Origin of the sequence: Streptomyces sp. 5-10 (assembly GCF_014712245.1) — a bacterium.
GTDB lineage: Bacteria > Actinomycetota > Actinomycetes > Streptomycetales > Streptomycetaceae > Streptomyces > Streptomyces violaceusniger.
Window position 1 is genome coordinate 152,659 of the sequence record NZ_JACVYG010000012.1, and the last position, 12,288, is coordinate 164,946.

General features: G+C 74.6%; 6 protein-coding genes. 4 read left to right on the forward strand and 2 right to left on the reverse strand.

The window, feature by feature from the left end; translation table 11 throughout:
* The first annotated feature begins 131 nt into the window (after nt 1–131).
* Both IEJ02_RS17155 and IEJ02_RS17160 read left to right on the forward strand, forming a co-directional pair.
* The gene (locus tag IEJ02_RS17155; protein WP_191065700.1) at nt 132–1,976 is read left to right on the forward strand and encodes a stealth family protein; all 1,845 of its coding nucleotides are present in this window, start codon (nt 132–134) and stop codon (nt 1,974–1,976) included.
* Entirely contained in the window at nt 1,949–3,043 is a 1,095-nt protein-coding gene (locus IEJ02_RS17160) for an FkbM family methyltransferase (RefSeq protein ID WP_191065680.1), read from the forward strand. Before IEJ02_RS17155 ends, IEJ02_RS17160 begins: the two co-directional genes overlap by 28 nt.
* Nucleotides 3,044–3,354: 311 nt before the next feature.
* On the opposite strand, the gene IEJ02_RS48610 is transcribed toward IEJ02_RS17160, so the two are convergent.
* Nucleotides 3,355–5,436 carry a glycosyltransferase family 39 protein gene (locus tag IEJ02_RS48610; RefSeq protein ID WP_223863976.1) on the reverse strand — a complete coding sequence of 694 codons (2,082 nt, stop codon included), beginning with the start codon at nt 5,434–5,436 and terminating at the stop codon, nt 3,355–3,357.
* A 163-nt stretch (nt 5,437–5,599) separates the two neighbouring features.
* Here IEJ02_RS48610 and IEJ02_RS17170 point away from each other — a divergent pair, with 163 nt between their 5' ends.
* Both IEJ02_RS17170 and IEJ02_RS17175 read left to right on the forward strand, forming a co-directional pair.
* Nucleotides 5,600–7,759, forward strand: coding sequence for a hypothetical protein (locus IEJ02_RS17170; protein WP_223863961.1), 2,160 nt, complete (start codon nt 5,600–5,602; stop codon nt 7,757–7,759).
* Between the two features lie 200 nt (nt 7,760–7,959).
* A complete protein-coding gene (locus IEJ02_RS17175; RefSeq protein WP_191065681.1) occupies nt 7,960–9,966 on the forward strand; it encodes a glycosyltransferase in 2,007 nt (668 codons plus the stop codon).
* A 224-nt stretch (nt 9,967–10,190) separates the two neighbouring features.
* Here IEJ02_RS17175 and IEJ02_RS17180 read toward each other — a convergent pair whose 3' ends face one another.
* Nucleotides 10,191–12,200 (reverse strand): glycosyltransferase family 2 protein, encoded by a 2,010-nt coding sequence (locus IEJ02_RS17180; protein WP_191065682.1) that lies wholly within the window; start codon nt 12,198–12,200, stop codon nt 10,191–10,193.
* Nucleotides 12,201–12,288 lie beyond the last annotated feature (88 nt).

A 12,288-nucleotide genomic window follows, 5' to 3' on the forward strand; every position in this document is an offset into this window, starting at 1 on the left:
GTTCGGCCGAACGGGGGGCTTTTGCGGGTGATCCGCCATGGCGCCGCCCCATCCGGCGGGCGTTCAGATGATGGTGTGAGAAACCATCCATGCCGCGTCAACCGATGGGATGCGCCGTGCCCCGGTTCACGATGCCCCTCACCGCACCGCCCACCGCCCCCCGCCCCTGGCTCGCCGATCCGCCGCCGCTGGTGCGCGGATACCGGCGTACAGTCCCGCTGCCGCTGCGCCGCGCGGTCGTCGCCGTGACCGTCCCCGGGCTGCGCCGGGCGGCCATGCGGGGCCTGGGCGGGCTGTCGGCCGCATCCGGCGCGCTGCGGCTGCGCCGGGCGCGGCGCCGGATGCGGCGGGCCGGGCTGCTGGCGGGGGCCGGCCGGATGGTGATCGCCGACCGACGGGGCGGCGCCCTGGTGGCGACCCTGGTCCCCTCCCCCACCCCCCTGTTCGCGCGCGCCGAGAACCTGCGGCTGGTGTGCGAGGCGCTGGACCGGGCGCGGATCGACCACTTCGTGGTCCGCTGCTACAGCAACGTCGGCTCGGCCGTGGGCGTACGGGCCGATCAGCGGGCCGAGGTGGTCAAGGCGCTGGCCGCGCTGTGCGCCGAGGAGGCGGGGTACGTCTCGCTGCCCCCGGGGCGGGGCCGCCCGGCGCCCCCGCCCCGGCTCGGCGGTACCCGACGGGCCTGGCGGCGGCTGGCCGCCGCCCCCGTGGTCCGCTTCACCCGCTTCCACACCGGACCGGGCGGACGGCTGGTCCTCGGCCCGGCGCACGGCTGCGACATCGAGTTCTGGGAGCCCGGCGGGCAGGGCGAGGAGCGGGTGCTGATCGCGCCGCGCTTCAACCGCACCACCGCGTCCGTACCGCTCGTGGGCGAGCCGGTGCGCGCCCCCGACCAGCTGTTCACCCGGCTCGCCCCGCCCATCGGCTGGCAGCCGGGGCCGCTGGTGCGCACCCGCCCGGAGTTCGTGACCCGGCTGCCGGACGAGGTCCGCTTCCCCATCGACGTCGTCTACACCTGGGTGGACGGCTCGGACCCGCAGTGGCAGCGGCGGCGGGCGGCCCTCGCGGGCACGGGCTACCACGCCCAGGCCGCCAACCCCGCCCGCTACGCCAACCGCGACGAGCTGCGCTATTCGCTGCGCTCGCTGTACCTGTACGCCCCCTGGGTGCGCCACATCTACCTGGTGACCGACCGTCAGGTGCCCGACTGGCTGGACGTCTCGCACCCAGGGATCACCGTCGTGGACCACCACGACATCTTCGACGACCCCGATGTGCTGCCCACCTTCAACTCCCATGCCATCGAGACCCGGCTGCACCACATCGACGGGCTCGCCGAGCACTTCCTCTACTTCAACGACGACGTCTTCCTCGGCTCGCCGGTCACCCCGCAGGACTTCTTCCTGGCCAACGGCGTCTCCAAGTTCTTCCCCTCCCGCGCGCTGATCCCGCTGACCCCTGTGGGCCCCGGTGACGTGCCCGTATCGGCGGCGGGCAAGAACAACCGGGCGCTGCTGGAGGAGCGGTTCGGCCCGGCCATCACCCAGAAGATGAAGCACACCCCGCACGCCCTGCGCACCAGCGTGCTCGCCGAGATCGAGAAGGAGTTCCCGGACGCGGTCCGCGCGACCATGGCCAGCCGGGTGCGCTCGACGACGGACATCTCCGTACCGTCCTCGCTCCACCACTACTACGCGTTCCTGACCGGGCGCGCGGTCCCCGCCCATCTGCGCTACGACTACTTCGACCTGGCCCAGCCCACCGTCCGCACCCGGCTGGCCAGACTGCTGCGGGCGCGCCACTGCCAGGCGTTCTGCCTCAACGACACGGTCTCCTCCGAGCACGACCTCGAGGACCAGTTGGCGTTGGTCCGCCCCTTCCTCGACGCCTACTTCCCCCTCCCCAGCCCGCTGGAGCGGGCCGTCACCCGACAGGAGACGCGGCAGCCATGCCCCTCGCCATCACCCTTCCCCTGAACCCGGACGTCCTCGAGTCGGGCGGGCCGTATCCGCGGGCGCTCAATGTGCTCAGCCGCAAGCAGACCGCCGTGCAACGGCAGTTGCGGCGCGCCGGGCTCGCGGGCTACGAGCCGACCACCCAGGCCACCTTGCTGGCCCTGGCCCAGCAGGCGCCCGAGGGCAGCGCGGTGTACGACATCGGCGCGCACATCGGGCTGTACTCGGCGCTGATCAGCGCGGTGTACGGGGACGGCGGGCGCGGGCCGCGGGCCATCGCGTTCGAGCCGACGCCGGAGACGGCCGCGCTGTGCCGCCGGATCCGGGAGTGCAACCGGCTCGGCTTCGAGGTGCAGCAGACCGCGCTGGCCGACGAACCGGGCACCGCCGAGCTGTACTTCTCCCTCAAGTCGGAGTCCTCCAACTCGCTGAACCCGGCCCACCGCCGGCACACCGAGTCGGTCACGGTGCCGGTCACGACGGTCGACGCGTTCACCGGGGAGCGCGGTCTCGCCCCGCATCTGATCAAGATCGACGTGGAGACGCTGGAGGCGGCGGTGTTGCGCGGGTCGTACGACACGGTCCGGCGTCACCGGCCGTGGATCGTGTGCGAACTGCTCCCCGGGGCGGACCACAACGCGCTGCGCACCGCCCTGGCGCCGCTGACCGCCATGGACTACGGCCTCCACCCGATCACCCCGGAGGCGCCCTGGCACCGCTACGACGAGACCACGTACCGGTCGGCGGTGAGCGGGCAGTGCCGCGACTGGCTGCTGGCGCCGCGGCCGCTGACGCCCGCCTTTCACCGGGTGGTGCGGCGGTGGCTGATCGCGATTTTGGCGTGCGACGAGACGACGAACATCATCACGACGGACAAGGCGTCGTTCCCCTACGGGTGGAACGCGCCGTATCGCTCGGCGCGGGGTGCGGCGCGGGTGCCGCGTACGGGGCCGCGCGGTGCGGCGCGGGTCCCGCTCACGGGGCTGCTGCGGCTGGCGGGCGCCGCCGCGTTGGCGCGTCGCGCCGTCGTTCCGGCTCGGCGGGCTCCGGGGGCGCAGGCTACGGGGAGCGGGTCGTTGCGGGGGTGAGTGGTGGCTTGCCCCACCCCGCCCCTTCCCGAAAGAGGGGGCTCCGCCCCCTCACCCCCACCGGGGCTCCGCCCCGGAGCCCTGAACGGCTCCCGGTGCGGGGGAGCGGCGGGGGCCTGGGGGGTGGTTGGGTGCCGCGGGTGGGCAGCGGGGGTCTCGCAAGCGATTCGCTGCGCGGGGGACCACCGGGGTCTACGGGGAGGGGCTCACCGTGCGGGCAGGTGACCACCGCGAACCCCGGAGCGGCTCGCCGCGCGTAACCATCGGGGCCCGCAGCAGCGGCTCGCGCGAGTGATCGGTGGGGCCCTCGGTCAGCGGTGCCCGCCCTCGAAGCCCCTGGTCAGCGGCGTGACCCCCGAAGTCCTCAGCGGACCCTGGCCCCGGTCAGCGGCGTGACCCCCAAGGTCCTCGGTCGGCGGTGCCCCGGGGCCCTCGGTTCCGTGCGCGAGCCCCGTCCGCACATAGTGCTCCAGGCGGATGCCGGGCAGGCACAGGGAGTACGCCAGCCGGAAGTGCCCCGTCAGCGTGGCCGCCTTCGGGCTGCGTGCCTCCGGCTCGTCGGCCGCGATCAGCCATGCTGACCGCGTCCCGTCCAGCCGTCGCAGCAGCTCGGTGGGGCCGACGTCCACCCCGTAGAGCGTGCCGGAGGCCGGGCCGGGGGTGGCCAGCGCGATGTCGCGCAGCCCGGCGAGGGGGCGCGGATAGGCGATCGCGATCCGCCGTTCCTTGGGTGGGTCGTACAGCACGGGCTCACCCGGTCGGGTGAGGCGCCCCACCGCGGCGGACAGCGCGGCCAGGTCGTCCTGACGGCTCAACGGCTCCCGCTCCCGCTGGTGCAGCGGAAACTGCCAGACGAACGCGCAGCCGACCGCGAAGGCCCCGGCCGCGGCGACCACGGCGCGGCGGCGACCGGCCACCGCCCGGGCCAGTCGACTCGCCACGGCCCTGGGTAGCCCGTCGGCCACCGCCCTGACCGGCCGGTCCCCCACCACCCCGGACGGCCGAGCGGCCTTCCCCCGGCCCAGCCGACCCGTCACCGCCCCCGCCAACCGGTACCGGTCCGCACCCGCTGTGGCCAGACGTCCTGCCACCGCCCTGGGCGGCCGGTCCACCCCCGCCCCGGGCGCCCCGTCCGCCAACACCCCGACCGGCGGGTCCGCCCCCGCTGCGGCCGGCCGTGCGGTCTCCCCCCGGCCCAGCCGACCCGCCGCCGCCCCCGCCAGGCGGTCGGCCCCCGCCGCGGCCAGTAGCGGGATGCCCGTCAGGGCGAAGAGGAGGTAGCGCTCGTGGAAGCAGGGGCGGTGGAGGGCCAAGGCGAAGAGGAGGACGGGCGGGACGCAGATCAGGGGCAGGGCCACCGCGGTCAGCGAGCGCCGGCGGGGGCGGATCACGGCGATCGCGATCAGCAGGAGGTTGACGGCGAGGACGAGCGCGCTGGGGCCCGCGAAGTCCTCGACCACCGCCCACAGCCGACCCGGCGTCGGATGGCGCATCCAGGCGATCTGCGCGCTCTGCCGCCGGGCCGCCAACGCCAGCGGCGCCACCGCCCCCACCGCGCCCGCCGCCGCGCTCCCCCAGCCCCACCACACGCGGCGCGGGGCGCGCGAGACGAGCAGCGTCAACGCGTGCGCGGCGAGCATGAGCACCGCGAACACGTGCAGCAGCGCGGTCACGGCCACCACGCCCCCGTACGCCGCCCAGCGCCACCCTGCCGCATGGCCCCTCGCCTCGGGCCCGCCCGGCGGACCCGGCTCCAGGCGGGGCACGTCGCCGCGGGCCCGTACGGCCGGACGGACCCGTATGCCCGGCGCCGCCTCACCCACCCGCCCGGCCGGGCGGGACGCCGCCCCGGTACCGGGTGTGGGCGTGGGGGCCGAACCCGCCGCGGGCCCCGGCGCGAGGGCCGCTCCCCCGCCCGGCGCGAGGGCCGGACCCCGCGCGGGCCGGTCCGCCCGTCTGCCCCCTCGGCTCGTCCCCGGCGCCAGCCCCGCCGCGTCCACCAGCAGGTACGTCGCCCCGGTCGCGCTCGCCGCGACCAAGGCGTAGGAGCGGCCCTCCTGGGCGTAGTGGGTGACCACCGGCGTGGTCGCGTAGAGGAGGCCGGCCCATAGGCCCACCCGGGGGCGGGCGAGGTGGCAGCCCAGGGTGGCGACGAGGGCGGTGGCGGTCACGGCGGCGAGTACCGAGGGCAGGCGCATGGTCACCTCGGAGGGCCGCAGGGCCAGGACCGGGTGCATCAGCAGGTAGTAGAGGCCGTGGACGGCGTCCACCGTGCCGAGCGCGTCGCGGATCTGAGGGAGGGTCCGCCGGGCCATCTGGTACGTCGCGGACTCATCGCGCCACATCGTGCCCCGGTCCAGCCCCCACAGTCCCAGCCCGAGCATGACGGCCATCGGGAGCACGACCGCCGCCTGCTTGGAGATCCCGCGCTTCCCCACGCGCACCCTCACCGCACCCTCACCTCACCCACTCCGCACGACAACAAAAGGCATAAATACGACTATTCGCCTACAGTGTGCAGTCAGGACGACTCATCCGCCGCGAAGGGCACGCGTCATGAACCGCCTCGGTATCGAAAGCCCCCGCGGTCTCGTGGCCTTCGCCGCGCTGACCGGGTGTCTGGTGACCATGGCGGTGGCGGCGCTCACCGGGGCCGGAGGGGTCTTCGCGGCCGCCGGGCTGGCCGGGTGCGGCTGCGAGCTGCTGCTGCACCGCACCGCGCCGGGGCTGATGACCCGTCTGGGGCGGCTCCACATGGGCGCCACGTCACGCTTCGAGTTCCGCTGCGTCCTGCTGCTCCTCCTGCTCGGCCGACTCCACGTCACCGGCCCCATCGGCCTCGCCGCGGCCATGACGCTGGTGCTGTGCCTGCTCGCCGGGCAGGCCCTGCACGCCGCGCTCACCACCCTCATCCGGCGGCGCCGCGCCCTCGCGGTCGCGGCCCGCAACATCGATCTGCGCCGGCTGAACATCAGCGACCGGCCGCCCCGCAGACTCACCGAATGGCCCGGTCAGCGGATCCTGGTCTACGAGCTGTCCGCCCTGCTCGGGCTCACCGCGTCGCTGACGACCGGTGACGCCCGCTGGGTGGTGGCGGCGCTCACGCTCGCCGCCGGGTCCTCCCTGATCACGGTGGTGGCGCTCGTTCCGTACCTGGTCCGGGCCACCCGTCGGCTGCCCGGCGCCGCCGAGGTGCTGGCCGAGGTGGACGCCTGGCTGATCCGGCACCGCCCCCGCACGGTGCTCTACTTCTCCGGCCCGCGCGAACGCGCCGACCAGGTCGCCCGATGGCTGGGGCCCGTGGCCGCGCTGCACACCCCGTCCCTGGTCATCCTGCGCGAACGGGAGCTGCTGGAGTCCCTGGAGCCGACCCCGCTGCCGGTGCTGTGCGTGCCGAGCGCCGCCCACCTCTCGCAGCTGGACCTGAGCGGAGTACGGGTTGCGCTCTACCCCGCCAACACCGGCCGGAACATCCACCTCCTGCGGATCCCCACCATGCAGCACGTCTTCCTGGCCCCCGGCGACGGCGACGAGACCGCCGCCGTCGATCCGTACAGCAAGGTCTACGACCAGGTGTGGGTCGCGGGCGAGGCGGGGCGCCGCCGCTATGTCCAGGCCGCGGTCGGCGTCGAGGACGCCGACATCGTGGAGATCGGCCGCCCCCAGCTCGACGGCCTGCGCGTCGCGGGAGCCGGTCCTGCCACCGCGCCCATGCCCGCGTCCCTGCCCACCGTGCTGTACACGCCCACCCGTGACCTCGCGGCGGGCGAGCCGATCGTACGAGCCCTGCTGGAGAGCGAACCCCCGGTCCGCGTGCTCTACCGGCCGCATCCGCCCACCGGCCACCGCTCCCCCGAGGACCGCGCCGCCCACCGCCGTATCGCCGCCCTGATCCAGGCCGCGAACGAGCGGCGCGCCGCGCAGGCCCTCGCGGCGGACGCCCGCGCCGCGGACGCCCCCGGCAAGGACGGTCTCGGCAAGAACGGTCCCGGCAAGGACGCCCTCGCCGCCGACGCCCTCGCCGCCGATGCCCTCGCCCCAGACGCCCTCGGCGAAGCGCCCGGCGACGCCGACACCCCGCACACCGAAGCCGCCCGCCACCGCGCCGAGTTGACCAAGCGCATCGCCGCACTGGACGCCCGTCTGCGCCGGGCGGACGCCGACGAGGCCATGCTCACCAGAGACCGCGCCGCCCCCGATCCGGCCCTGCTCACCGAGGCCGAAGGCCTGCGCCGGGAGTGGCACCAGGCCCACTGGGCGGCCTCACCGCCCTGGCTCCACCAGGTGATCGAGGGGGACACCCCCACCCTCCACTCCTGCTTCGACCAGGCCGATCTGCTGATCGGCAACCCCTCCGACGTGGTCGGCGACTTCCTCGCCACCCTCAAGCCGTACGCCCTCACCGCCCCGGCGGGGATCGGCGAAGAGGAGTTCCGGCGGCGACACGTCATGGCCAGGGCGGCCTATCCGCTCGGTCCCGGGGCATCCGGAATGGACAACCTCCTGCGCCCGCTCTTCGACCCCTCCCTCGACGAGCTGCGCACCGCCCGCCACGAGGTGAAGGAGTTTCTCCTCGGCCCCGCCACACCACCGTCCATCCAGCGCTTCTCCGACGCCGTCGACGCGCTCGCCGAGAAGGGAGAGGCGGTCGTCCGGCTGCGCGACCTCCACACGACCTCACCGCCCGGCGCCGGACGCTGGTCCATCACCCGGTAGCGAGACCACGCACCCGTCGGCAAACACGACACCCCACATCGCCGGCAACACGACACCCCACATCTACGTCACCCGGTAGCAGCACTTCCCACACCCGGACCTCACCCCAGGCCCTCACCATGAGCTTCCACCCCCGGCCCCGTCCCCAGGAGCCCCCCTCCCACGCCTCCTGAGCCCCCCGCACACCCTCCGGAGCCAGCATGCCGCGCAATCACCGCCCCGGCCCGCCTCCCCGTGTCAGCGTGATCGTCCCCGCCCGTGACGCCATGCCCGGGATCACCCGGGCCGTCACCTCCGCCATGGAGCAGACCCTCGGGCTCAGCCGCCTCGACATCATCGCCGTCGACGACGGATCGGCCGACGGCACCGCGGAGGAGCTGGACCGGCTCGCCGCCGGCTGCCCCTCGCTCCATGTGGTCCGTAACCCCCACCCCTGCCGCGGCGGCACCGGCGGCCCCCGCAACACCGGGCTGGCCCGCGCCACCGGCGACTTCGTCTTCTTCCTGGACGCCGACGCCCGGCTCGCGCCCGACGCGCTGCGCCGCATGGTCGCGATGGCCGACCAGAACGGCACGGACGTGGTCCTGGGCAAGATGGTCTCCCCGGACGGGCGCGGCGTCCCCAAGGCGGTCTTCCGCCACAACCAGCTGCGCACCGACATCCACAGCTCCCACGCCTACGCCAGCCTGGAGCCGTGCAAGCTCTTCCGCCGCTCCCTCATCGAACGGCTCCGGCTGCGCTTCCCCACCCACCTCCGCCACGGCGAGGGCAAGCCCTTCACCGCGGCCGCCTACCTCAACGCCTCCGGGATCTCCGTCGTCGCCGACTACGACTGCTACCACCTGGGTCCGAACCGGGGCCGCGCCGCCCCCGGTCTCGCCGAGCGCGTCGAGGCCATGCGGCCGCTGTTCGAGACCGCCGCCCGGCACACCAGGGCCGGGGCCCGCCGCGACGCGGTGATGCGCCACCACATCCGGCGCGAGCTGTGCCCGGCCCTGCGCGCGCTGCCGCGCGAGGACGAGACCGAGGTCCGCGAGCGGTTCCTGCCCGAGCTGCGCCGGTGGGCGCTGGCCCACTGCTCCGACGCGCTCTTCTCCACCCTCACCGCGCCCGAGCGGCTGATGGTCCATCTGCTGCGCACCGGCCGCTACGAGGATCTGCTGTCCGTCGTGCGCAACGCCAAGCGGGACGCCCGGTGCGGCCATCTGGTCGAGAAGGGCAGCGTCTACTGGCTGCACCCCTTCTTCCGCGACCCCGACGCCGAGGTCCCCGACGCCTGCTTCGACGTCACCGACCGGCTGCCGGTCCGTCACCACCTCGCGGGCGCCGGCTGGCACGGCCGCAGCACCCTGCGGGTGCGCGGCCGGGCGGCCATCGACGGGCTGGAGGCCGACCCCGAGGAGGACCGCGCCGAGCTGGTGCTGCGCCGCCGCGAGGCGCGGGACGAGGTACGGATCCCGGTGGAGGCCACCGCCGAGAACGACCCGGCCCAGTTCGAGGCCGACGTGGACATCGCCACCGCCGACGGCGGCTCACCGCTGCGCCCCGGGGTCTGGGACGTCTTCCTCGACGTCCGCGCCCAGGGCATCAGCCGCACCGTACGGTTCGGCAACCGCCATGACGACCTGCTCGACATCGGCACCGCCCGCCGGGTGGTGGCCGCCGGGCCCGGGCTGCGCGCCCGGGTCACGCCGTACTTCACCAGCCCGTACCGCAATCTCTCCCTCGACATCGGCCCGGCCCCGCGCGGGGCGCCCTGCGAGGTGACGGAGGCCGTGTGGCATCCGTCGGACAAGGGCACCCTCGTCGTCGCCGGACGGCTGCTGCCGCCCGGCACCCCGGCGCGCGGGCGGATGCTGCGGCTGCGCGCCGAGCACACCGACGGAAGGGTCCACGACCATCCGGTGCGGTTCGCCGCGGGGCATCCGGCGGGCGCCTTCACCGCCCGGCTGCCGGTGCGGGACCTGGGCCGCGGCCGGTGGACGGTGACGCTGGCCGTCGTCGCCCCCGGCGACCAGGGCGCGGGCCGCAACGCGCCCGCCGCGCCCGTGCCGCCGCCCGCCCGGCTGCCCGGCGCCCGCTGGGTGCGGCGCGGCCGGCCGTACTACGCCAAGCCGCTCATGGGGCGCGGCGAGGTGACCCTGGAACTGCGGGTGGCCCCGGTCCGGCTGCTCGCCGCCGTACGCAACCGGCTGGGCCTGAACTGACCGCCGGACGCCTGCGGCGGGCCACGCGGCGGAGCCGCATATCGACGCTTTCCCCTACCCGCCCCTTCCCGTTACCAGGGGCTTCGCCCCTGGACCCCGGGACGCCCTTCGGGCGTGTCCTCAATCGCCGGACGGGCTGATTTCAGCCCCTCCGGCGTTTGAGGAGCGGGGTCTGGGGCGGAGCCCCAGTTGTGGGAAGGGGCGGGTAGGGGAATCTGTCCCGCTCACCACCCCAGCCGCCGCCGCACCCCCGTGACGACCTTGATCGGAGCCACCTCCAGGCCCAGGGCCCGCGCCGGGCCCAGGGCCACCGGCTTGGCGTAGTACGGACGGCAGCCGAAGCGGAGCCAGCGGGTGGCGGCCAGCCGGTCGAAGTACGGCACGATCGCGGTGCGGCGCGGCGCGTCCTCCCCGGGTCCTTCCATGATCAGCTTCAGCGTCCAGCAGCCCGCGCCCAGGCGCCCGATCGGCAGCAGGGCGGTGAAGACGTTCACGGAGCCGCCCGGCTCACCGCGCACCGGCACCTCGTGCACCGCGCCCGTCCCCGTCTCCGCGCGCAGCCGCAGCACCCCGCCGTCCCGCAGCGCCTCCTCGGTCAGCCGGCCGCCGACCAGCAGCGTGCCGCGGGTGCGCCAGATCGTCCGGAGCACCTGGCAGGGCGGGTCGAGGGGGTGGGCCACCTCGCCGACGTCGAGCGAGAGATTGCCGTACGGGGTGAAGTACGGCACCACCGTCACCGGACCCTGGGAGGTGGTGACACGGCGCCGGGTGGGATGGGTGACCTCACCGCCCTCGCGGCGGTTGCCGAACCGCACCGTACGGCTGACGCCCTGGGCGCGGACGTCCAGGTAGATGTTCCACAGCCCCCGCTCCAGCGGGGCGCCGCCGTCCGCGGTGGCCGGGTCGATCTCGGCGGTGAAGCCCGCCATCTCGTACCGCCGCCCCTCCCCCGGCAGCGGATGGGCGGACAGGCACGGCGTGGTGGGCACCCGGACCTCGGGGCGGTCGGCCCGGTACTTGCGCAGCACGATCTCGGTGGCCGGGTCGAGGGAGTCGACGTCCTCGACGTACGCGTGCCCGGCCAGCCGCAGCACCCCGCCGTGCCAGCTCGCCGCCTCCAGGTGGTGCTGGACCGGCAGCCGGTCGGTCACGTCGAAGCAGATGTCGGGGACGGCGGCGGCGTGGTCGCGGAAGAAGGGGTGCAGCCAGTAGACCCGGCCCTTGTCGACGAGATGGCCGCGCCGCTCGTCCTTCTTGGCGTTCCGGGCCACGGTCAGCACATCGTCGAAGCGGTCGGCGCGCAGCAGATGGATCAGCAGCCGGTCGGGGGCGTCGAGCCGTTGGAAGAGGGCGTCGGTCACCCAGGTGCTCGCCCAGTGCCGGAACTCGGGGAAGTACTTCTCCCGCGCGTCCTGTTCGCTCTCCCGGGGCAGCAGGGCGCGCATCGGGCCGCACAGCTCCCACTCCACATGGCGGCGCATGATCTGGTCCCGGCGCGGGCCCGGCTCCAGATAGCGGGCCACGGTCTCGAAGCACAGCCGGGTGCCGTCCATGCGGTGGGCGAGGTCGGAGGCGGTGAGGGTGAGGTTGGTGCGGTTCTCGCGGTAGCGGACGTAGTAGCAGTCGTAGTCGGCGACCACCGAGATACCGGAGGCGTTGAGGTAGGCGGCCGCGGTGAACGGCTTGTCCTCGCAGTTGCGGTAGGGCGGGAAGCGCAGGTGCAGCCGCTCGATGAGGGAGCGGCGGAACAGCTTCCACGGGCCCAGGGTCAGATAGGCGTGGGAGGAGAAGATGTCCGTACGGGGCTGGTTGCGCTGGAAGACGGCGCGCGGCACGGCCCGTCCGCCCACGGAGGCTATCTTGCCGAGGACGACGTCGGTGCCGTGGGCGTCGGCCATGGCGACCATGCGGCGCAGCGCGTCCGGGCCCAGATAGTCGTCGGAGTCGAGGAAGAAGACGAAGTCGCCCCGGGCGTGGTCCAGCCCGGTGTTGCGGGGGACGCCCGCGCAGCCGGAGTTCTCCTGGTGGATGACGTGGAGCGAGGGGCAGGTGCGGGCGAGCCGATCCAGCTCCTCGCCGGTGCCGTCGGTCGAACCGTCGTCCACCGCGATGATCTCGACCCGGTCCGGGCCCAGGGTCTGGTCCATCGCGGAGGTGACGGCCCGGGTCAGCTCCGGCAGGGCGTTGTAGGCGGGGATGATCACACTGACACGAGGTCGGGACAGAGCGGGCATGACGGCCTCCTGACTCCGGGCTCTCGACGGGTCGGGGTCGGGGTCACTCGGCGGACCTTGAGACACGGCCAATCGGGGACACGGCCAA